Annotated in this window: 24 protein-coding genes; 10 read left to right on the top strand and 14 right to left on the bottom strand. The window is 34.5% G+C overall.

Annotated elements, in window-relative coordinates:
* Nucleotides 1–19 precede the first annotated feature (19 nt).
* The 5 genes from C245_RS0109805 to C245_RS0109825 all read left to right on the top strand — a co-directional run bounded on the left by C245_RS0109805 (nucleotide 20) and on the right by C245_RS0109825 (nucleotide 7124).
* The gene (locus C245_RS0109805) at nucleotides 20–1399 is read left to right on the top strand and encodes a hypothetical protein (protein ID WP_017496419.1); all 1380 of its coding nucleotides are present in this window, start codon (nucleotides 20–22) and stop codon (nucleotides 1397–1399) included.
* Between the two features lie 207 nt (nucleotides 1400–1606).
* Entirely contained in the window at nucleotides 1607–3898 is a 2292-nt protein-coding gene (locus C245_RS0109810; protein ID WP_017496420.1) for a Piwi domain-containing protein, read from the top strand.
* Entirely contained in the window at nucleotides 3886–4773 is an 888-nt protein-coding gene (locus tag C245_RS0109815) for a hypothetical protein (protein WP_017496421.1), read from the top strand. The genes C245_RS0109810 and C245_RS0109815 overlap by 13 nt, the downstream gene beginning before the upstream one ends.
* A gap of 115 nt (nucleotides 4774–4888) precedes the next feature.
* Nucleotides 4889–5743 carry a tetratricopeptide repeat protein gene (locus C245_RS0109820; protein WP_017496422.1) on the top strand — a complete coding sequence of 285 codons (855 nt, stop codon included), beginning with the start codon at nucleotides 4889–4891 and terminating at the stop codon, nucleotides 5741–5743.
* 82 nt (nucleotides 5744–5825) lie between these two features.
* Complete coding sequence (locus C245_RS0109825) at nucleotides 5826–7124, top strand: hypothetical protein (protein ID WP_017496423.1); 1299 nt, start codon at nucleotides 5826–5828, stop codon at nucleotides 7122–7124.
* Nucleotides 7125–7387: 263 nt separating this feature from the next.
* Here C245_RS0109825 and xseB read toward each other — a convergent pair whose 3' ends face one another.
* Complete coding sequence (gene xseB, locus C245_RS0109830) at nucleotides 7388–7612, bottom strand: exodeoxyribonuclease VII small subunit (RefSeq protein WP_017496424.1); 225 nt, start codon at nucleotides 7610–7612, stop codon at nucleotides 7388–7390.
* The gene (xseA, locus tag C245_RS0109835) at nucleotides 7572–9008 is read right to left on the bottom strand and encodes an exodeoxyribonuclease VII large subunit (protein WP_026109979.1); all 1437 of its coding nucleotides are present in this window, start codon (nucleotides 9006–9008) and stop codon (nucleotides 7572–7574) included. Before xseA ends, xseB begins: the two co-directional genes overlap by 41 nt.
* Nucleotides 9009–9327: 319 nt before the next feature.
* On the opposite strand from xseA, the gene C245_RS0109840 reads away from it, so the two are divergent.
* The 4 genes from C245_RS0109840 to C245_RS0109855 are packed head-to-tail and all read left to right on the top strand — an operon-like array spanning nucleotide 9328 to nucleotide 11836.
* Entirely contained in the window at nucleotides 9328–9711 is a 384-nt protein-coding gene (locus C245_RS0109840; RefSeq protein ID WP_017496427.1) for a single-stranded DNA-binding protein, read from the top strand.
* A gap of 45 nt (nucleotides 9712–9756) precedes the next feature.
* Nucleotides 9757–10116, top strand: coding sequence for a hypothetical protein (locus tag C245_RS0109845; protein WP_017496428.1), 360 nt, complete (start codon nucleotides 9757–9759; stop codon nucleotides 10114–10116).
* A 26-nt stretch (nucleotides 10117–10142) separates the two neighbouring features.
* The gene (locus C245_RS0109850; protein WP_017496429.1) at nucleotides 10143–10535 is read left to right on the top strand and encodes a Cas9 inhibitor AcrIIA9 family protein; all 393 of its coding nucleotides are present in this window, start codon (nucleotides 10143–10145) and stop codon (nucleotides 10533–10535) included.
* On the top strand, nucleotides 10532–11836 hold the full coding sequence (locus C245_RS0109855; protein WP_017496430.1) for a PcfJ domain-containing protein: 1305 nt from the start codon (nucleotides 10532–10534) through the stop codon (nucleotides 11834–11836). Before C245_RS0109850 ends, C245_RS0109855 begins: the two co-directional genes overlap by 4 nt.
* A gap of 108 nt (nucleotides 11837–11944) precedes the next feature.
* Here C245_RS0109855 and C245_RS0109860 read toward each other — a convergent pair whose 3' ends face one another.
* The 4 genes from C245_RS0109860 to C245_RS24715 form a co-directional block, all read right to left on the bottom strand.
* Nucleotides 11945–12190, bottom strand: coding sequence for a hypothetical protein (locus tag C245_RS0109860; RefSeq protein WP_017496431.1), 246 nt, complete (start codon nucleotides 12188–12190; stop codon nucleotides 11945–11947).
* Between the two features lie 295 nt (nucleotides 12191–12485).
* Nucleotides 12486–13190: a hypothetical protein gene (locus tag C245_RS0109865; RefSeq protein WP_017496432.1), complete on the bottom strand. Its 705-nt coding sequence runs from the start codon at nucleotides 13188–13190 to the stop codon at nucleotides 12486–12488.
* Nucleotides 13168–13566, bottom strand: a complete 399-nt coding sequence (locus tag C245_RS0109870; RefSeq protein ID WP_017496433.1) for a hypothetical protein — start codon at nucleotides 13564–13566, stop codon at nucleotides 13168–13170. The genes C245_RS0109865 and C245_RS0109870 overlap by 23 nt, the downstream gene beginning before the upstream one ends.
* A gap of 117 nt (nucleotides 13567–13683) precedes the next feature.
* The gene (locus tag C245_RS24715) at nucleotides 13684–14340 is read right to left on the bottom strand and encodes an RHS repeat domain-containing protein (protein WP_017496434.1); all 657 of its coding nucleotides are present in this window, start codon (nucleotides 14338–14340) and stop codon (nucleotides 13684–13686) included.
* Nucleotides 14341–14596: 256 nt separating this feature from the next.
* Between C245_RS24715 and C245_RS0109880 the strand changes: the two genes are divergently transcribed.
* Nucleotides 14597–14983, top strand: a complete 387-nt coding sequence (locus C245_RS0109880) for a response regulator (protein ID WP_017496435.1) — start codon at nucleotides 14597–14599, stop codon at nucleotides 14981–14983.
* A 649-nt stretch (nucleotides 14984–15632) separates the two neighbouring features.
* Here the strand turns inward: C245_RS0109880 and C245_RS0109885 are convergent.
* The 8 genes from C245_RS0109885 to C245_RS0109910 all read right to left on the bottom strand — a co-directional run bounded on the left by C245_RS0109885 (nucleotide 15633) and on the right by C245_RS0109910 (nucleotide 21049).
* Nucleotides 15633–16625 (bottom strand): phosphotransferase, encoded by a 993-nt coding sequence (locus C245_RS0109885; protein ID WP_017496436.1) that lies wholly within the window; start codon nucleotides 16623–16625, stop codon nucleotides 15633–15635.
* A 263-nt stretch (nucleotides 16626–16888) separates the two neighbouring features.
* Entirely contained in the window at nucleotides 16889–17047 is a 159-nt protein-coding gene (locus tag C245_RS24580; RefSeq protein ID WP_304412208.1) for an ATP-binding protein, read from the bottom strand.
* A 142-nt stretch (nucleotides 17048–17189) separates the two neighbouring features.
* Nucleotides 17190–17900, bottom strand: a complete 711-nt coding sequence (locus C245_RS0109890; protein ID WP_198288046.1) for a hypothetical protein — start codon at nucleotides 17898–17900, stop codon at nucleotides 17190–17192.
* Between the two features lie 235 nt (nucleotides 17901–18135).
* Nucleotides 18136–18465, bottom strand: coding sequence for a hypothetical protein (locus tag C245_RS0109895; protein WP_017496438.1), 330 nt, complete (start codon nucleotides 18463–18465; stop codon nucleotides 18136–18138).
* A gap of 33 nt (nucleotides 18466–18498) precedes the next feature.
* A complete protein-coding gene (locus C245_RS0109900) occupies nucleotides 18499–18756 on the bottom strand; it encodes a hypothetical protein (protein ID WP_157495811.1) in 258 nt (85 codons plus the stop codon).
* Nucleotides 18710–18898 (bottom strand): hypothetical protein, encoded by a 189-nt coding sequence (locus tag C245_RS24380; RefSeq protein ID WP_198288047.1) that lies wholly within the window; start codon nucleotides 18896–18898, stop codon nucleotides 18710–18712. Before C245_RS24380 ends, C245_RS0109900 begins: the two co-directional genes overlap by 47 nt.
* 59 nt (nucleotides 18899–18957) lie before the next feature.
* A complete protein-coding gene (locus C245_RS0109905) occupies nucleotides 18958–19887 on the bottom strand; it encodes a hypothetical protein (RefSeq protein ID WP_017496440.1) in 930 nt (309 codons plus the stop codon).
* 130 nt (nucleotides 19888–20017) lie between these two features.
* The gene (locus C245_RS0109910) at nucleotides 20018–21049 is read right to left on the bottom strand and encodes a hypothetical protein (protein WP_017496441.1); all 1032 of its coding nucleotides are present in this window, start codon (nucleotides 21047–21049) and stop codon (nucleotides 20018–20020) included.
* Nucleotides 21050–21337: the final 288 nt, after the last annotated feature.

Genomic DNA, 21337 nt, shown 5'->3' on the forward strand with positions numbered 1-21337 from the left:
ATTAAAATTCAAACCAACTATGACGACGAGAATTCCAATAACAGAACTAATTTTTCCCGAATATGATGACAAAGATGTGATTGCTGCCTTTGACTATTTTATGACATTTATGACACCCGACCAATGGCACAAAAGAAAACAGGCAATTGAAGAATATCTCAGTAATTTCCACTCTGACTCTCCACCTCTTTCAAAACCCGTATCGGACGGACTGTTACTAGTAATTGAAAAAGACAGAATAGGCTGGTATCTTTATCTGGTACACTGCTTAATACATGAACCCCACAAGTATGAATATTATCAGGGGGCACGCATTGTACCTATTTTTAAACGTATCGGAATGGACATTGATCTGCTTCCTTCCCTTGATGGACTCAGAAAAAAAATCAGCGATCTCATAAAAAAAAGACCAATTGAAGCAGACCAGATCCTGTTTGAATTTCTAGCTGCACTTGCCTGGAAAAGGAATGGCTACCAAGTAGAATTCCTTCCAGAAGAGGCTGATAAAACCCCTGATCTTTTAGTCCGAAAAGAGGACAAATCTTATCAGGTGGAATGCAAGAGACAGCAGAAATCAGGCGGTTATTTTTATGAGGAAACCTTACTGCGTCAAAAAATGGTGCACCATATCATACCATTTGTTTTAGCACACAACTACCTATTGGAAATTACTTTTCATGTAGAATTAAAAACACTGCCAGAAACTTATCTGATCGATTTGTTCAGACTCGAAAATTCAAAAATAAAAGAAAAAAACTGGAGGCTGTCTAACGAAAAAATTGAAATAATCGCATCAACGTTTGATCTGAAAATGATTAATGCGCAGCTTTTAAAACATCACGTAAAGTACAATTCACCACAATTATTAGAATTGCTGGCAAAAAAACCTATCGATTATGAAGGTTTTACGGTAGCACTCAATTCGACAGGATATCATGTGGGAGAAGGTCTGGCGAATAACCGGTATATTCATCAGATTACTAATGCCGCAGGAGTTAAATGTACATGTGATTCTCTTCAAGCCTATATCGGAAAAGCCCGCGATCTTGACGGACTGCTTGCCAAAGCTTTAAGACAGTTGACGCTTCCCTATGAAGCTGTTATTCATATTGGAATGGAAACTTTTGACGGTCCAGCAGTTGAAAGGGAAAGATTAAAAAAAATAGTTAAAACAATTGAAAGCATAAATCCAGAAAAAACCAGATTAAGCTGGCTCTTTACTCATTTTTTTCAGTCTTATTCCAGAAGTAATCAAGAATGGATATTTGATGAGTCTGTTGATGTCGCCTCTTCCTATGTAGTACCGATAACCCCTCTGCCTAAAAATTTTCTTGTCATTCCAGAAGAAGCAGATATCATAAATAACAGCAGACACTGGGACCGCCCATTGCCACAATAAACTCTATATGAACAAACCTACTTATATAGTACGGAAAAGATCAAATAAAACTTTGCAAAAACTAAAGCTGTTACAAATAAATTATATAAATTACTGACAAAATTTACTTATCTATACATAACCAAAATTAATCTTAATTTGCGTCAAGCTAAATGGCCGTTTTGCTCACTAGTAAGCTGTTAGAAGATTAATAATTAACCACACTTTATGCAGTTAAATTACTTTCCAATAGAATTTGAATTCGAAAAATACCAGCTCAATGCTGAACCCTACAGTCATGAGCGCCTTGGCGAATTACGGGCTTTACATAATAATACACACTCTTTTTTTAGGAACGGCGATCTAATTTACATATCCAATAAAGACGACAATACCGGTACTGCAATTGGTAGTTTAGCTGAACGCAGTATACTTGGCAATTCCCAAATTACAGCATCACTCATTAAACATTTGTTCTTCCGTACTTTCAAGGAGCGCTTCCAGCAACACACGCCTGTTGATTTTTATCCGTTCCGTTTTTTCTCTGGACAGCAACGAGACGATATCATCTTTGATTTCCTCCCGGACAATTTGAAGAACCGTATAGGCTATAAAAAACTAATCGAAGTGCAGCTTCGTCTAACGGAAATAGAAAACAAAAAGCAATTTGGATTTTTAATCAACATTAAACGCAATTGGATTTTTGATAAAACCTGTGCAGAACTGCATTCCGAAAATTATAACTTGATCGGTTCTGAGGTGTTGCACGCGGAAACTTTACCGGGACTTACTAATATCCTGGCACCAAACGAGGATTTCATAGGGGAGATTCTTTCTATAAGTGGAACAAAAGCAAAAATTAATACCAATGAGGGCGAAAAAGAATATGATTTGGGCGAACTTTTTATCCGTAAAACCAAACGTAGCATAGGAAATTATCTTGCATTTGCAATCTCTCAGGAAAAAAGTGATGAAATATTAAGGCTCATAGAGAATAAAAGATCTGATATTTATGATACAAAGAAGCTATATAATGAAATTAACAGTATAGCAAAAGCGCTTTTTAATGAGAATGGCAACCCGTTACTATTTCAAAACAAAGATGGTTTCTGTTTTACAGTTAAATCAAATCCATTAACAGTTTATAACAGCATTGAAATCAAGCCACCTACTTTCATTTTTGATCCTGCCGCAACAAAAACAACAAATACCTTTCCTGATAATGGCCTTAACAATTTCGGTCCTTATGACAGTAACATCTTTGATATCAAATCTCCCAATGTTTTGTGCGTATGCAACAAAACAATTAGAGGAAATTTTACGCAATTTCTATCTAACCTAAAGGATGGCTTGCCACAGTCAAGGTATTTCCAAAAAGGGTTGCAAAAAAAGTACGACCTGCATAGTGTATCGTTTAATATTAAAGAAATCCAAAGCAATACCTTAGAACAGTACTTGAAAGCAATAACTGACGATGACGATAGCAAACCACATTTAGCTATTATTGAAATACCCGAAAATTTTAAACAATATAGTGATCAGACCAACCCCTACTATCAAATAAAAGCAAAACTTTTAGCTCTTGAGATACCAATTCAATTTATTACGACCAGGATTATCAATAATTACAATGAGTATATCCTTAACTCGATAGCTTTACAAATTTATGCCAAACTGGGAGGAACTCCTTGGGTCCTACCGACGCAGCGTTCTGTGGATCGCGAACTGGTAATCGGTATCGGTCACAGCTGGCTTAGAAAAAATCAATATACTGGATCAGAATCCAACCGCGTTGTCGGAATTACAACATTTCTTTCCAGTGACGGACAATACCTCCTTGGAGATAAAGTTAAAGACGTATCATATGAAAATTATTTTGATGAACTCTTAAAAAGTCTTAAACAATCCATACATAGGCTTTCATCTGAACAAGGCTGGAATGACGATGAGACTGTCCGCCTAATATTTCACATCTTCAAGCCAATTAAAAATACAGAATTTGATGTGATTACCCAGCTCATAAAAGATATTTCACAATACAGAATAAAATTTGCTTTTGTTACTATTGGTAATATACATCCGGTCACTTTATTTGACATCAATCAGCCAGGAATTGGTTCCTATGGATCAACTGTCAAAAAAGGCGAATACATACCGGTGCGAGGAAGCAACGTTTTCCTTGATTCGGAAACCTGCATTGTTCAAATGTTGGGCGCAAGCGAATTAAAAACGTCTAAGCACGGAATGAGTAAACCAATCCAGATTAAAATTCTCACTCCTCAGGGCAACTATAACAATGCGGAGATAAATGATATGTTATTCTATGATTTGACGTACATAACACAGCAGATTTTTTCCTTTACTTATTTGTCATGGAGAAGTTTTCTGCCTGGTGAAGAACCGGCTACAATGAAATATTCAAATCTGATTTCAAGACTTTTGGGGAAAATGAGAACCGTTCAGGGCTGGGATCCCGATACACTAAAATATGGATTAAAACGAAAAAAATGGTTTCTATAGACAACAGAATCACCTATAAGGAAAGTATAAAAAGCAGTGCGAAACTTGTCGCATTTGACCAATTTTTAAGCGGTTCTGCCGTTGATTTGAATCTTAATTCAGAAGTTAGTGATTCCGACAAGCAGTTTGTGAATATGATTGCAGCAATACAAACAAATAACAAGACCGCTTTTGAGCAGATTTACTCGTTAAAAAATAAGAGCAATCCCAGTAAGGATTCACCAACTCCCTTTGTAAATGATGATTATTTGATTTTAATTTTAATTATTGGTATCCAAAAATTTGGTTTTGATACTAACTGGATAAAAAATATTCTCTCCATACGCAGCAGAAGCATTATAACTATTACGCTTGAAAATATTCTAAATAAAAATTACTCCAGTACAAGTAATCAAATGGAAGTTGTCTTAGTTTATTTAAACCTGTATGATCAATCATTCATTAATAACCAGCTTCTTAACAACACCTTTAAAAGCATAAAGGACAATACGGTATTGTTTGAAAATAGAAATGATTTCCAAATCTTGTCTGCGCTAAGGGCATATGAACTAATTATTGAATTGAAAGAAGGGCCTGAAGGAAGTGAAATACATCTGCTTAAAAAATTTAATGACAGTTTCATTCGCAGAACAAAAATCTTATCCTGGTTATTACAAGCAAGTCTTTTTTCATTCGCTATTTATGGGTTACTAAAACTTCCTGTTTATTCTCCTGAATTTGTTAAAAAAATTAATGATTATGGCTATGTATTTACGTTAATAGGAGCATCCGGCATCACTGTATTAAGTAATCAATTAAGTTTCATCAAAAGAAAATCGCAAGAATTTACAATGAGGTTATTAGGTTATCCCAAAGAAATGTTTAAACAATCGTAATTGATTGTATGTACTTAATACTACACTACTGGAAATTATTTAAATTGTACCAGTTTAACAATAGCAGCTATTCGGTCTTTTAAAAACAAAAAACAAGATAAAAAAACACATAACTATGAGTAATACATCTGAAAAGCCAATAGTACAGAAACAGTATGGCAATACCTGGGAATTTGTATATCCCCTGTCCATTATTGATGAAAGAGTCAGTGATATATTTTGGGAAGCTGTCGAATTTCTGGACGATAGTGATCTGATTGCGGAAAAAATGCTGAAAAAACTGGTTTTAGATCATCCTTATTATATCGATGCTTATGTTCATCTCAGTATTGCATATCGTAGTCAGGAAAAAACCTTTGAAAGTCTTCTGACTGCTGAGAAGGCATTTAATGTGGGGATCGGATGCCTGCCAAAAGCATTTAACCTAAAAAAAGACCAACTGATATGGCCTATGTCTGATAACAGACCTTTTTTAAGGGCATGTCAAAATTGGGGAGTTGAGCTTCAGTATCATACAAAATATTCCGAAGCTGTTGAAATCTACAGGTTAAATCTAGCTTTGAATCCCGAAGATCATCAGGGTATCAGATATCTCCTGCTGGAGACCTTATTTGCATTAAAAGATTACAAACAGGCTGAAAATCTATTAAATCAATATCCAGACGATTTTACGATAGAATTTAAATTTGGCATAGTTGCAATAAATATCCTGAAGGATAATTTGAAGCTGGCGGATCAGCATTTAGAGGAAGCTGTCCAGACCAATACTTTCTTTATCGATGAAGTAACCAGAACCAAACATGTAAAGCCGCTTCCTTACAGAATTCCGGGACAACCCAACTTTGATGCCGGCATCCCGACACGGTCAGTTCAAGAAGCATATGGGTATTGGGAGAGAAATAAAGAGCTTTATCACAATAAAAAGATCATAAGCTATTTCAAAACTGTCCAAAAATCAGATATTCGATGATGATCCTTTAAAAAACGTCGGACACATATACAAATTAACTAAAACCTTTAATAACCATTCCTAAATACACTAATTACAGCATATGTCGAACACCGCATTCAATTTTTTATCCGACAGTTTCCTGACAACAAACAATAAAGAATACTTTTTAAAGCAACCGCTCCCGGATATTGAGAAGGAGCTGGACAGTTACAGAACCTATTTAAATTCCAACAGAAGCGGTTTGGACAAAGAATGTATTTCAGACAATGAAGATTCTGTGGAGATTTCTGATTTCCGAATTCTGCAAAAGCTTCCGGATCATGATGAGATATTTCAGAAATCACTTTTCTTAAACCGTTTTGTGATAGATGATCCCTTATATTCAAAATCGTATAAAAATTTCGACTTGATAAACTTGGAAAGAGAGTACAGAGGTTATCATAGGATCTCTGAATTGCAAGCAAAAGAACAATTATGGGATACGGTCCAATACATGAAAGGACTGCTTCCAGGAGTAAATGCAAATGTGGGGTACATTAAGTTTTATCCCCTGTCAAAAGAGCCTACAAATGAGCTGCTGCACTTCGTTAATATACCTGACTTAAGCTTCCCTCAAGAGTTTCCTGAAATCTACGAGTGGTTCCTGAAAAATATAAAAGTACGAACGGTAGATGATAATCAAAAAGTAGTGGATTTGGTCGAACCCTGTAAAAAACTAGCTATTTCTTTTGAAAATGACGGATCCGACCTTTTTCTTCCCGCTCTCTTGACTGACGGGATACCTTCTGTTTCTCTTTATCAAACATGGAAAGAAGAAGAAATAATAAAATCTATAAGAGACCGTTATCTTATACTTCTTAGAAAAAATGAGTTCAGAATAAAGTTTGGAGCCATCGTATCTGCGGACACAGAATTTGAATTTGCTTTTTTAAACTCCATAATTAAATCACCAACAAATACGACCGATGCAAAAGCACTACAAGTCCTTACCAAATTAAAACTCCCCTCCCTTGCTTCTACGTCTTTTGACAAGGTAATGGAAGTCAGAAAATTTTTCGACGAGATTTTTGAGAATTTCCGCAAACAGTTAAAGGATGATGTATTACACTTGCAGCAGATAAATGATGAAAAACATATTGAAGAATTTTCAAAAGAACTGGAGAAAAAATACGAAGCGTCAATTAAGGAGATTGAGGCGAAGATGAGATTTAAGTTCAGCCTTTCTGGTTCCGATATTTTCACGACATCCTTAGACATCGCCACCATGCTTACAACAACAGATTACTATCCGTTTATGATAACAGGAGCCAATGCTCTGTACAAAGTATACGAAGGACTTGCGAAACCGAAAAAGGAGGCCCAAAACAACCTCTGCTATTTCCTGCACAAACTAAAATAAGCCGGCGATGTAAATAAAAAACAGCAGATAATCTGTGTACGGCAATATCTAAAAATTAACAAAATGAAAGTGATACCTTTTTGCTACAAAAAGTTAAGGCGGTTTTTAAAGATATTTCACCAGTCTAAGTTTTGTGGCAGAATCGTGGCGCATGGAGTTTTTGAAAAATAGAAACTCAGCAAAATCAAGACTTAATGGCTTTAGGTTCGAAACTATATACGATCACAGAATAAATACGCAATTTTTGTATACTTGCGCTGATTTTATCCTTTTGGATTCTCCATTCCGCTGATGATCTTAGCTACTTCTGCTTCAGTGGATTTAAGTTTTGCCTGGCAGAACTCAATGAGTTCAGATGCCCTTTTTACTTTTGCCGCAAGCTCATCCACAGTGATGGTCTCGTCTTCCATTTCTTTTGCAATTAAGGCAAGCTCTTTGGCTGCGGCCTCATAAGTGAGTGTCTTTTCCATCATAATCTCTTTTTTCATTGACCGTACTTTTCAGTACAGCATCTTTTAATAGTATTTCTATTTCCTCTCCTTCTTGTATGTTCTCTGCTCCGTTTACAATTTTGTTGTTTTTCCGTATCACGGCATATCCTCTGCTCAGCACATGCTGTGGGGAGAGCAGTTTTATGGTTTTCTGGTAATCCTCCAATTCAAGTTTGCGGCTGCGCAGGTATTGATTGGTGAAGATTTTCAGGTTTGCTTTTAAATGCTGCAGATCGCTGTTATGCTGCTGGATGATACTCTGCGGCCGCTGTATTGTTTTTTGGGCAGTCAGCAGAAGAATCTGCTTTTCTTTTGCCAGTATGTTTCGGCTTTCCTGGGAAATATACTGCTTTTTCAGGATCAGTTCTTCTTTCTGCACGGCAATCAGTTCCCTTGCATTATGGGTGACCAGGCTTTTAAGCTCACTGAGTTCTTTGTAATGCCTCAGAAAAAGCTGCTGTGATTTGATGGCTATTCTCCTTTGCAGATCAAGTATATGCTGCTCAAAACTGCGGTTGTGCGCTATGATGAACTCCGCCGCCTTGGTCGGGGTTTTAGTGTGGGTATGCGCCATAAGATCAGTAATGCTTACGTTTTTCTGGTGCCCGATTCCGGTTATTACTGGGATGGGGAATTTGGCGACAGCCCTACCGATATTGTAATTGTCAAAAATCAGGAAGTCAGACTGCGATCCGCCTCCTCTTGTAATGACAATGACATCATAAGCAATACCTGTATTGTAGACCTCTATGAGCTTGCTAAGGAACAATTTGGCATTATTGTCGCCCTGAACAATAGTATGGTAGTCATCGATCTGGAAAACATATCCAAAATCATTGTGTTGCATCGTATGTCTGAAATCCTCATTTCCGGCAGAACTGCTTGAAGAGATGACTGCAATCCTTTGGATTACCGCAGGAAGTTTAAGACGGCTGTTCAGTGTGGAGTACCCCTCGCCCTCTTTGTGTATAAAATCATTCTCTTTTACCAGTCTGGCAAGCGTCGCATTGCGCTGTTGCTCGAGAATGCCGAGCATAAAATTACTGTCAATATCCAGAAGGTTTACCGAAAGTCCGTAGAGCGGATGATAGTCCACACTCACCTGCACCAACACATGCAGGTTGTTAGTGAAACGCTGCCCGGTTGTGATTTCAAAATCAAGAATTCTCAGCGCACCTGCTCCCCAACTCTTACCCAGTATCTTGGCTGTGATCACACTGCTTGTCTCTGATTTTTCCACCAATTCAAAGTAATGGATCTTTTTGTCTGCCTTGAAGGAATGATTAGTGATATCAGCCACTACCCAGTACGTCTGTCCCTTGAAGCGGGAATTGATCGTGTCCTGGATCTGGTCGTTGAGCTGTGAGAGTCTGATATACTGGTCTGGTCCCATATTTTTTGGGTGCTGCTGCTGCTGTTATTTTCTTCTTCACCGCTAAGATAGCTATTCTCATGCGGAATCTCAAAAACACAAAAAAAGAGAACTGTTTTCCAATACAAAACGGATTAAAAGGGCAGCCAAAGTAGTGCCCGCCCTCTCCTGCATGCGCATAACGGCCCCGGGCCGCCCTTCGGGACTTATAGCACTCCGGCTCGGTATCCGGACACTGATTCTTTGCTTTCTTTTTTCCCGTTTTTTCTTTTGAAAAATTTGCGTTTCGGATTACGGGGGAAGAGGATTTCAAACAACTATTCATTTAAAAATTTATGTCATGGAAATCACAGGAAGAATCGTAAAAGATGCCACAGTTTTCAAAGTAAAAGAAAACCGCGAAGTAGTAAACTTCTCTATAGCAGTCAATGACAGCTATAAATCTAAAGGAAGTACCGAAGTCAAAAAAATAGTAACCTACATTGACTGCTCCTATTGGCTCAGCTCAGGACTCGCGCAGTGGCTCAAAAAAGGCACGCTCGTACAGCTCTTTGGGCGCATTGGTCTAAATGTCTATCAGAACAGTGAGGGCAAAGCCCTTGGAAGCCTGACCTTTCATACCTCAGATATTAAGATACTGGTATTTGTGGGGAGCGAAAATGCAAAGCCCACTCCCGCCCCTAAACAGTCTCTGGATGAAAATCCCGATGACCTGCCTTTTTAAATCTTTTTACGCCTTTAATTTTTTTACACGCCTAAATAAAACATCATGAAAGCCTTTAAACAATCCGCGTACTCTCAGTATCGTGTCTGCGATATTTTTAATGAGATAATCCACAGAAATATAACTTCTTACATTGGAAAACCTAAAGCTCAACTCAAAGAGTTTCTGCTTGATTTGCAGAAAGGTGGCTGTATCAGTGGGATGATTTCCGAGTTCATTTATCATGCCGACTGCAAAGCCTTTTACATCGAATTTATCGACGACCTGGAGAGCATCCGCTCAGAACTCGAAGAAGCCATTGGAGAGCCGATCGGGAACCGTTTCCAAAACCCGCATTACACTTTTATGTGTTGGCTATGTTTCGAAGAATACTGCTTTGACCTCTACTCTAGAGTATTTGAATAATCGTCTTCAATCTTAAATCACTTCTTATGAAAGCTTCAGAACAATTCAAATCCGCTATAGAAAACTATCTCAGCACTTTGGCGCAAAGCGATGCTGTCTTTGCGCCAAACCTCGCCAAAGCATCTAAAAATATAGAAAGCTGTCTGCACTACATTTTCGCAGAGGTCAAAAAAACAGCCTTTTGTGCCTTTGACAATCAGGAAATCTACAACATGGCGGTAAAATACTACACCGATGACAGCATCAGCACACCTGCTCCTATTACCTGTAAAGCAGTCGTTGACAAGCCCGCAGAAACAGATCTGTTCTCACAGCCTGAAATCCCCGCCATCCCTATGCAGTCTGCAGTTCCTGCTCCTCTAGTCACAAAACAAAATGTAAAACCCGTGCAGACCACCTTAACACTCTTTGACCTATGATACCCAAAACCAACCTTGAGAAACAGTTGACCGCTTTAAGCGCTTCTCTGCCCAAAATAAAACCCGAAGTTTACGTATGGGCTGAAAAAAACATATTTTTGAAATGGGGCGTTTTGTCACGCTCCAAATTCTATTGTTTGGAGTGCGCCCACATTTGGAAACCCACAGACCCGAACACCTGCTCTAAATTTACAGCCTGCTCCACCTGTAAAGAAAAACTTAAAATGCAATCTTATAATCAGGTGCATTTCAAAGAATTAGAATACTCCGCTGTATTGCAGACCTATGGAGGATTTCAGGTGATCCGCATCATCTGCTCCCAAAAGCACATGAAAAAGAATTTCACGCCCACCTACTCTCACAACGAGGTCATGCAACATTGGATCAGCCCTGAGGGGGAAGTCCGTACGCTCTCAATGAGTGTCAACGTATTTGCACATGCCTGCGATGCTTGGAAATTTTATTCCCCGCTCGAAATCCGCCCGAAAGATTTTAGCCACAACGCCAAATACCGCATCAATCCCTACAAAGTATATCCAAATATAAAAGTACTCCCAATTCTGAAAAGAAACGGATTTAAGACTTCGGTGCATGCCATAGCGCCCCAAATTCTCTTTACTGCTCTTTTAAAGGATTCCATCGCTGAAACCCTCTTAAAAGCCAAACAGTTTTCACTTTTGCAGTATTATCTCGGCGCATCGCGCCAAAACATCAAACGCAATTGGCAGGCAGTTAAAACAGTTATCAAAAACGGCTATTTAATAAGTGATATTACTATTTGGGAAGATTGTATCGAATTATTGCAGTATTTCAAAAAAGACTTGGGTAATCCCCTGCACGCCTGCCCTACTAGCCTTAATGAAGCGCACGATCTTTTGCTTCGCAGAAAAAGAGAACTGCTCAGAAAGAAAAAACTTCAAGACCTGCGCCTTGAAATCGAAAAGGCGCAGAAAAAATACTCAAATGATAAAAAACGCTTTTTCGGGCTTCTTTTCAAGGAAAAGGAACTTAGCATCTCCGTAATCAAAAACGTTAAGGATTTCATGCAGGAGGGCGACGATTTAGGACATTGTCTTTTTACCAATGAATACTATGATAGAAAAGATTCCCTTATTCTTTCCGCTAAGGTCACTGAGAAGTCTGTCGAAACCATTGAAATATCACTCAGTCGAATGGAGGTGCTCCAGTGCAGGGGTATGAAGAATGAACCCTCCGGATATCATTCCCAAATCCTGCGTTTATTGAATCAAAACCTCTATCAAATCAGGGAGCGCATGAAAAAAGAAAAAAAGCGATTATAAACCAAAGCCGATAATGTATCGGCTTTTTTTTGTGCTCGAATAATACCCAAAAGCCCGCCGGCTTAACAGCCGGCGGGCTCGGTTAGTAAATACACTTGGAAGTTGGATTTACTTAATGGTAATGGCTTCGGCTAGGTTTTCCTGCTCTATAAAAGCGGCAATGTACTGTCTTACTTCATTTCGTTTCTCCAGTTCGGTTTCAAACGTATTGATATGAAAGTCCTCGTCCTGATCCAAAATATGAATTATTTCAGTATACCCTTTTGAAATCAGTCTTCCTTTGAGTTTAATAATGGTGTGCTGCAGTTGGGCATCCAAATCTTTTCTCACCTTTAATTGTATCACTTTTTCCATTGTGAAAAATTCATCCGTTTATGTTCTATGACATATCAAATATACTCTAAATTCTGAATTGTCTGATAAGAATAACACATTGCAACATTTACAGCACCTAGACTTTTATTTTTGGTTTTAAAGTTTTATCTGTAAACTGATTACTCTTCTATTATTCCCAATCTTTTTGTTCAATTAGAATAATCTCGGGATAATCTAAATTGACTCTATATTTCAATTTGCCGATTCAAAGCTTTTAAAGCCTGATCCATTTTGTATTTGCCACTTGATAAAACGATAATTCTGTTCAATATTATTATTGAAATAGTTCTTTGTATTTTACAAATTTTCGGTATGCATAACTATTCTCTGGCAATATTTCAATAAGACTTGAATTAACTAAACTCTTTTTTGATTCTAAATTATTGGTTATAAAAGGATGGCTAAAAATTATAACTGAGAATTTAAAGTATTTCTGTAAATCGCAACCTTTTAAAAAAAACAAGAAATTTTTCAATTCATCTGGTTTATCTGAAAACTTATAGATATAAGAATCTATAATATATTCACTTTTAAACTTAAGTTTGGAATTTCTTGCAGCAAAATTTACTATCTCTAAAGGTTCACTTGATTGATAATAAAGTGATGCTATTTTACTATTTGATTGGTTATGAACTAGTGAAAAATAATCTATAGATTTTAATAAAGTTTCATAAGTACGCTCTCTACTTTTAAAAATATTATCATATTTTAAATATTCTATGGGGAATTCACAAAGTTGTTTTTCAAAAACAGAACCAATGAGCTCTTTTAAAATTTTATACAGCAAATCTATATCGTCTTTCGTTATTCGTCTATAAGCTCTCTTTTCACTCTTTAGTTTAAATATACTTTCAAATAAGTTTTCAAAATACCCCAAAAAGTCAATTTGTTTTTTATTATTTAAATATATTCCATTTCTCAATTGATTACGATCAACGAATTCTTCAGAGCAAGGATTAAAAAAACAATATCTTTTCAAAATGCAAATCATTTTTTTCTACAGTACTTTTTTTTAAATTATTCAATAAAATTTGAATAAAACAAAAATTCTTTAATCGATCATTTATATAAGATGAATCCCTAAATTTAAAAATTCGTAAAAGTACTTCCATAATAGAAAAAACATCTTCAAAAACACTCGGATCAAAATTATTTAATTCTATTTTTTTAGACAAAGTCTCATTTTTTAGCAAATATAAAATTTCTTCAAAATCAAGTTTCTTAAAAAATAATCCTAAAGAGTATACACAATTCCCATCTTGAAAATTTGATAACTTCCATCGTTTGTTCTCTAATGTTTCTTTTTTACCCGAGAACCTCAAAATATTGAAATTCAAAGCTTCATTTATATACATGAATTACTTACATTTAATAGATTTAACTTTTTTCCAGTTACCCTTTTTGTCTTTTTAAAAATTTGCTTCCATTTCAGACATTTTCCTAATTATTTCAAGTAAACCAAATATATCAACTCAGCAGTTACTCTTGTGGACATATGCATAAAAATTGAGGTTATTTCCATGTAACCCTATTGAATCCTGACTTATATATCTTCCAATTTCATTTGAATAATACCTAAACCTATTATAGTATAACCCCGTCTCGATATCCTCATATTGTCCTAACTGTCTAAAAGGAACAAAACTTCGATTACCTTTTAAATTAAGTAAGTCTCCATAAATATTATAATCCGTTTCCCAGACTAATTTGCCAGTTTCACTATAAGCCTGTACAGGACGGCCAATATAATCGTTGATGATAGAGAACATTTTAGCGCTTGGTACAAAAGAACCGCCTTCGTAGACCCAGGTAATTAAATTCTCAACGGGTTCCGGCTTGTCATGCACAAAATCATCATCGTCAATGATGAGTTTAGGTCTTTCATTCAGGTCGTACTTCCATTCGTGAATTAGAACGTTTCCATCCCAAACATAACGATTTATTTTTTCGTTTGCAATTTTTGCGGTGCGTCGACCCAGGGCATCGTACTCAAAATGTACTTTCTTCCCATCGGGGTTGGTAATGCTCTCGAGCATGCCATTGACCAGCCAATTATAGGTAGTATCTCCGTTCTGCCATTGCTTATGTATCTGCTGTAATCTGTTTTCTTCGCTTTTGTTGCCTGCCAATTTGTCGATCCAGTTGGTTGGTTCTTCGAATTTTAATTCCTCATTAATGTTTCTTGTGCTTTTGTGTATGAGGTTACCCAGTTCGTCGTATTTGTAATTTTACATATTTTCAATTGTAGAATTTCAAAAACTAAAGTTATAACTACCAAATTAACTCTAAAATGCGTAAAGCTCATAATTGACAATATGGAAATTCTGTAACTTCAAATGAAAATTATATAGGAATGCATTTTTACACTGATTGTATTTTCGTGAAATGGGTTACAAACATCTTTTACTAATAGATAGCAATTCGGACTACGCAGAAATCTTTACAATGGCAATTAAGACCATTGACAGCTCCATTAAATTTACCATAGAAAACAATGCTTTGCAGGCTTTCAAAAATCTTAATTCAGCGAAAAAATTACCGGATATTATATTTTTGGATTTCCACATGCCCTATCTCGATGGACAAGAATTTCTAAAACTGCTACACGCAATAAAAGGCTTAAAAAAGATTCCTTTAATTTTGTATTCAGGACATTCAGACAATACCATTACAGTACTTACAAAAAAATTTAAAAGTCTTGCTTTTTTAGAAAAACCAAATAATTTTCACGATATAATAGAATCTTTACAAATGATATTAGGTTATGACTAGTTGATAACCTAACAAAGCTATTCAAATCTAATACATACTGATAATGTCTGCCCAGACAATAAAGCCGAAGTATTAGCTTTATTTAGCAAGGGCCGCTATCTGATATAAATTCTTACTCCTAAGATTTAAATTTTCTTTGTGGTATCAAAATACGAATGAACCTTTAATTTTGCAAAATACAAGATGCTGCATTAAAGTCCAGAAGTCCGATTTTTGTAGCAAAATCGTGGCACATTATATTTTCTAATAATAAAAATCTAGCAAAATCAAGGACTGGAGAAATTAGGTTCAAAACTATATTACTCTGTTTTTATTTTAGTTATTTTATTTTGCTACCAGGTTCGAGTCCCGTTCCCGCTACTAAAAATAAAAAAAGCCCGAGAACGTAGATTCTCAGGCTTTTTTTATTGTTCGAAAAATTTTATTTAATTTAAAAAAGAATACAAACTATCAGTGTTTTCAAGGAAAATTGGTTCGAATCTCGTCAGGCTATCTAGAGAGGGATTATGGATAACGTCTTAGTAAGACATCGGGTTTGGGACTAAATTAAGTCCACTCTTCGGATTTGCCAAATTATCCCAATACATAACCATCATTCCATTAAGCCAATTACCTAAATCCGTTGTAGTAGCTGTTAGCACAGTTTTTATTATTCTCCAAGTTTATAAATGTCATAGTATCTTTTAACAAGCCCATTGATAAATCTTTTTAAATAGTTCTCGCTCAAAAAGGAGTTAGACCAATTGTCGTATCGCTGGCATTGAACACCTAAATAGAAAAAATATAAGCTTACCCCAAGCATTGGAATAAGTCGCTTTTCTTCTGTATTTATTGACATTACAGATTCATACCCTTTAATAAAACTGTCAACTTTAGGTTGATAATCTTTTGCCTCATACTTCTCAACGTTGTGAAGCTGTAAAATATAGTAAGCAATATCTAAGCAGAGCCAGCCGTTTCCACAGAAGTCAAAGTCGAAAATTGTTACTTTATTATCATTTGTGATGTTTAGATTGTCAAACCAAATGTCAAGATGAACAACTCCTTGTCGAATTTGAGAAATGTCTGCATTTTCAAATTCCTTTAATAAATATGTTTGAGCTAATTTCATAAAGTTCATTTCTTCTGTATCATTAGTCAAAAATGATGATACTTTTTTTAATGAATCAATAAGAATTACTTCGGGGGAGTAATCTATACGGTTTAACTTCTTATGATTGGTTATCTTATGAATTCTAGCCATAAGTTGTCCAATTTCAAAATGTGTTTCTTCTGTAATTATGTGTAGTTTTTCACCACTTGCAAATGTAAAAAGCACTGCAAATCTGTCGCCTTCTGGAGCGGATAATATTTGTATATAATTGTTTTTGTTGTCTGATAACGGGTAGGAAATTGAAATGGAATTTTGTTTTAGTTCATTTAGCAATTTAATTTCTTCGCCAATTTCTAATTTTGTTCGCCACTTTAAACTATAAACTCTGAATACAAATTTGTCTAAGTTGTCGCTTATCAAATATGTGTCATTAATGCCAGCTTTTATTAATTGACATTTGGTGCCCTTACTTAATGAATATTTTTCCTGTACGAACAGTCCTAGGTGTGTCGGGGAAAGGTTGGAATTTGTTACTGGAAAATGTGTCATTCGTCTGTGTAGTTGTCTGTGGTAAAATTGTGCCTAACTTGTATGTATGTCTGACTAAATCCGATTTATCTACCCTAGATTAGGTTGCTATGTCTATCAATTGTCAGTGTTATTTATTTTCAAAATTAGGATTTTTATTTCATAAACCTTCAAATGGATTTTTTATTTATTGAATACTTTTCGTACAGACATGAATGAAAATTTAGATGGTCTTGACACTTTAAAATTAATTTATTAATTTATATTCAAATATAGATAAATAATTATCCCTTATTTATGCTTTTTTTCTTCCTCATAGATTCTCCGTGCAATTCAACCCTATGCGATTTATGTATTAACCAGTCTAAGATCGCATTTGCTATGGTTTTCTCCCCAATGATATCATACCATTGGAAAAAACAGTCTTCTTTACTATTAAAAATTTACTAACCCTCAACAAAATAATTTTACAAAATTGTAATATCACCTAATAACATTATTAAAAATCAACATCCAGAATTCACAAAAAAGGCAAATCAGCATCTTTGTATTACCTTTTTTCTTTAGCTTAGATTTGTAAAATACTTATTTAAACTTAATAATATATAACTCATTTGGTCCATAACTTTTGTGTCTTACAAAAAAAGCAACTTCTGCTGTTTTTTGAAATTTTACAGGCAACAGGTAAACACTCAAATTCAATTCATAATCACTTTGTTCATATTTATTCGAAAAAAAATTTTGAGCAAATACTTCCTCTATTTTGAGTTTTAAGATTTCTGTTTTCATTTTCAAATCAATATATGCAGTTCCTTCCCATGTTATATTTCTGCCAGAACCAGTGGGGCTGCCATATCCTCTAAAAGGATTCCAGTTGTAGCAATATCTCTCTTTTGAAAAATATCGAACATCGACCATTTTATTATTGTAAAGAAGAATTTCTTCTAATTTTATGCAATGTTCAAATTGTTTTTGTTGTTCATTTTCCTCTGCAGATTCCGTTTTTGAAAGCAAAGCTCCACTCTTATCATATATATAAGTGCAATTGCTTATTGTAACTTCATCTTTTTGTTCATCATAATATTGATGCTTTAATGGAAGAATGAATTTATGGTTTATAGTATCAAAATTTATATTTCCGGATACTACATCTTGCAGAATAACTGTTGAAACCGGAACAAGAACATAATTTTTGGCAGCAATGCCTTCTTCGTAGTTTTTGTACGTCGCATCATAGCGCATTTTATAATACATTATTGATACTTTGTTGGTTACAAAAAGTATTATAAAAGGCATAAAAATCAATAATAGTATGATTGTGATTTTTTTTGTCATATTACGTAAGCCAAAAGTTTAAGAGCCAAAAGAGTTAAATTTATTCTATCATTTTATTCTAATTCGTTGGGTGTATTAAGTATTAAAAATGCTTCTCGATACATTTTTTATTCCGTTTTACTAGACAAAAACACTCGAACTGACGTTTTATTAATTACACCCAACTGGTTTATCCTATAAAATACAGCTGCCTGTATTAATTGGGACCGTCTATTATTGGCTTCGGATCTAATTTAAAATTATTTGTTTTTGCATTAAATTTAATGGTTAAATAACCGCCCATTCTTCCAATATCGTTCCAGACAATCAACTCTTTTTTCTTATTATCGGTTATCTCAACGTTATCGAAAATTATATTTCTTATGTTACCGGTTAAAGTTTCTATTTTTGAAAAATCAATTATTTGAAAAACAGTATTGTCTTTTTTATTGATAATTTTCAGTTTGTCCATTTGTGCCTGATCGTGATTGCTCTTTTTGGAATATAAACCAATAAAATAGAATTCTGTTAAGGAACCCGCTTGCAAAATTTCAATATCATTAAATTCATTTTCTTCTATTTAATCAATTAAAATAGAAGTATTGGTTAATTGTAACGACAAATGCTGATTGGTCGAAAGATTCGTCCAAACTCCAACACATTTCTCTTTAGAGAATTCAAATTCAAATGTAGCCGTGTATTTTTCATTACTGATTTCATATAATAAAATTTTATTCTTTTTAAAATCAATTGCACCTTCAAGTCTAATTGGGTTGTTATGGTTATCATATTTATAAACTCCAATAAGATTGAAGCTTTTTTTTGTTTTTTTCTCCAAAATAGCCTTCTTTAATTTGGAAGGAAAGGGAAATAGGAAATTTATCAATTTTACCTTTGTAGCCAAAACATTCATACCAACCTGCATAAGTTTTTGTTACGACCATTATAGATATCAAAATTGCAAATATTGTTTTTTTCATATTCGTTTTTTTTATTTTCTTAGACTTTGTAGATCAATACCTCTGACGCAGAGTCCTTCTTAGCAGTAGTTTTTCTTAATCTTCTCTACACTTCTATTGAATTTGTCAAAAACAATCTGTTCCTCTACATCATTACCTGGTTTCCATTTTTTAATTGTTGTAATTTTATTCTTGCTTTTATAAGTTTGACTTAAAATTAATCTGTCTTTCATAGGGCCTCTAAAATTAATCTCTGCTTTTGTATTCAAATACTTTTCTACCATTTTTGGCATTTCCAAAAAATATTTTGTTTCATTATTAACATCAATTATTTTACTTTGAGGGTCTTTTGGAAATAGTTTATTTAGCCACCATTGTTTTTCGTATTTTGTATAAATAGGGACTACATTCAAATAAAGCATATAACCTTCATAATATTCTGTAAAATCACTATTCACAGTGTAATTATAATAGATAATAGTATCAATAGATTGCCAACTTATAAAACAACTCTTCTCAAATAGCGGCATTTCTATAGTAATTCCCTGATCATCAGAAAACAGTTTATCTTGTCTTTTCTCTATTTCTCTTTGTTGTTTTTCGGAAATTGAAAATCCAAACAACAAACCATAAATTAAAATTAATGGTAAAAAAGCAAATAATGAAACTGTTATCCAGCCTAATAAATCAACATCCCATTTTAGTTTAATGGCCAAAAACAGCACTAAAAACCCTATTATTGAAAATATCGAAAGTGGTAAAATAAAAAATACTAAACGTGAATGTTTCATCATCCATCTCTCCGATTGTATCATTTTTTCGCCATTAACCCATCTTGAAATGTTTTCTTTAAAAATAATTGATCCCGAAACGACAACAAAAACAATAGGAATTACGTATAAACCGAATGATTTATACCCGTTTTTGATATAAAAAAAGATTATGGTTAAACTCAATACTAGTATAAGAATACCGATTAACTTCGCAATTTTTTTTTCATTTAAATTCATACAACTTTTTCATCATAAGTTTTTTTTAATGAAACTCTGCTTGCCATTCCAATTTTGCTTTTGTTTCGAATAAATAATAAAGGCTTCTATAGTGATCTACTCCATTCTATCGGACATTACAATAGTATTGTTAATGACGATTGTCACATTGAAGAAAAATCTCTTCATTTGATTGGTCAATAACTGAAATTGACGGACATCCGAAAGAAATATATTCAAAACCAAAAACAACAAGGGGTTTATTTTTAAAGAGTTTTCCTGTCCATTGATTAATTTCGTTGTCCCCCTCTTCATAATTCAAAGGAGCGGGAGAGGTACCTTCGCTTTGACAGTAAAACTTTTCAATAATGATATCGTTAGTTTTAGAATTGGTCACTAAAAGACGTCTGGCATAAATTGTTTTATTAGCATCTAAATATTCTTGTAAAAAATAGTGATAATCCTTTGTTTTAAACGAGTAAGCAGTGCCAGTCAGCTTGTTTTTTAACAAAGTACGATCCTCTCTTTTCATTGGTCTTGACGGATATTCTTTACCAGCAATTTTTTTCCAGACAATTGGCTTTAAACCTTCTTTCGAAAATGGATTTTCTTTACCCACATATACTAATGCATCTCTAAAATATTCACTAAAACCATTTAAGTGTTTCTTATTGATTTCAAATCCAATCATAAAATCATAATTGTGATAGGGCCAATCTCCTTCTGAAGAGTATACATTTAACATCGCAGCGGTCTTTAGGTTTTTCACGGCAAACGAAACCAATTTGTGCCTCGCATAATCGAATATAAAAACAGAATCGCTTTCGGATATATTTGTTTTAGATAAAAATCTTTTTCTGTAGTTTTTATCAAAGGTAAAATACTGAGCATCGTATTTTCCTAATTTTTCTATGTTAGGTAAAACAAGTGTATCTTTTTCGTCATTTACAGGATAAATATCCGAAAGAGAAACAAAAGCAACATCACTACTGTCTTTTGGCATTAAAGTAAATAAATTGATGCTTTCTTTTTTAGGAGTTTCCTCTTCTTCTTTTTGTGTGGAATCGTTTTCAACCTGATTATGTTCAGCTAAACCCGATTGGGCTCTTTTAGGATTCTCTTTTTTATTGCAGGCAAAAATTAAAAGCAGTAAGCTTGCAGACAGAAGGTGTGTTATTTTCATTTTAATTATGTTTTTGTTTTTTTAAGATCAAATTTATAAAAGTTCTTTTTAGAGCTATGCTTTCATTGTCATGTTTTACTTATTCTTGAAATATAATTAATCGAGAATATTGTAGCAATAGATAGAGTTAAAACAGGTAAAATAGAAAGGGAAAAAGTGCAGAAAAATTCTTCTTTAAAAGTATAAGTACTCCATGACGATTCACGTTCAACAAAAACGGTGTAATTCCAGAAACCCCAAATCGAGGATAATAGCAGCAGCGCGATTGTATTTTTTAAATATATCTTT

This window comes from Flavobacterium sp. WG21, from assembly GCF_000335775.1.
Taxonomy (GTDB): Bacteria; Bacteroidota; Bacteroidia; order Flavobacteriales; family Flavobacteriaceae; genus Flavobacterium; species Flavobacterium tructae.

Excerpts from the sequence above, each read along its gene's own strand:
- C245_RS0109805 (WP_017496419.1), top strand. The coding sequence starts at position 20 with ATGACGACGAGAATTCCAATAACAGAACTAATTTTTCCCGAATATGAT.
- C245_RS0109810 (WP_017496420.1), top strand. The coding sequence starts at position 1,607 with ATGCAGTTAAATTACTTTCCAATAGAATTTGAATTCGAAAAATACCAG.
- C245_RS0109815 (WP_017496421.1), top strand. The coding sequence starts at position 3,886 with ATGGTTTCTATAGACAACAGAATCACCTATAAGGAAAGTATAAAAAGC.
- C245_RS0109820 (WP_017496422.1), top strand. The coding sequence starts at position 4,889 with ATGAGTAATACATCTGAAAAGCCAATAGTACAGAAACAGTATGGCAAT.
- C245_RS0109825 (WP_017496423.1), top strand. The coding sequence starts at position 5,826 with ATGTCGAACACCGCATTCAATTTTTTATCCGACAGTTTCCTGACAACA.
- xseB (WP_017496424.1), bottom strand. The coding sequence starts at position 7,612 with ATGAAAAAAGAGATTATGATGGAAAAGACACTCACTTATGAGGCCGCA.
- xseA (WP_026109979.1), bottom strand. The coding sequence starts at position 9,008 with ATGGGACCAGACCAGTATATCAGACTCTCACAGCTCAACGACCAGATC.
- C245_RS0109840 (WP_017496427.1), top strand. The coding sequence starts at position 9,328 with ATGGAAATCACAGGAAGAATCGTAAAAGATGCCACAGTTTTCAAAGTA.
- C245_RS0109845 (WP_017496428.1), top strand. The coding sequence starts at position 9,757 with ATGAAAGCCTTTAAACAATCCGCGTACTCTCAGTATCGTGTCTGCGAT.
- C245_RS0109850 (WP_017496429.1), top strand. The coding sequence starts at position 10,143 with ATGAAAGCTTCAGAACAATTCAAATCCGCTATAGAAAACTATCTCAGC.
- C245_RS0109855 (WP_017496430.1), top strand. The coding sequence starts at position 10,532 with ATGATACCCAAAACCAACCTTGAGAAACAGTTGACCGCTTTAAGCGCT.
- C245_RS0109860 (WP_017496431.1), bottom strand. The coding sequence starts at position 12,190 with ATGGAAAAAGTGATACAATTAAAGGTGAGAAAAGATTTGGATGCCCAA.
- C245_RS0109870 (WP_017496433.1), bottom strand. The coding sequence starts at position 13,566 with ATGTATATAAATGAAGCTTTGAATTTCAATATTTTGAGGTTCTCGGGT.
- C245_RS0109880 (WP_017496435.1), top strand. The coding sequence starts at position 14,597 with ATGGGTTACAAACATCTTTTACTAATAGATAGCAATTCGGACTACGCA.
- C245_RS0109885 (WP_017496436.1), bottom strand. The coding sequence starts at position 16,625 with ATGACACATTTTCCAGTAACAAATTCCAACCTTTCCCCGACACACCTA.
- C245_RS0109890 (WP_198288046.1), bottom strand. The coding sequence starts at position 17,900 with ATGCCTTTTATAATACTTTTTGTAACCAACAAAGTATCAATAATGTAT.
- C245_RS24380 (WP_198288047.1), bottom strand. The coding sequence starts at position 18,898 with ATGAAAAAAACAATATTTGCAATTTTGATATCTATAATGGTCGTAACA.
- C245_RS0109905 (WP_017496440.1), bottom strand. The coding sequence starts at position 19,887 with ATGAATTTAAATGAAAAAAAAATTGCGAAGTTAATCGGTATTCTTATA.
- C245_RS0109910 (WP_017496441.1), bottom strand. The coding sequence starts at position 21,049 with ATGAAAATAACACACCTTCTGTCTGCAAGCTTACTGCTTTTAATTTTT.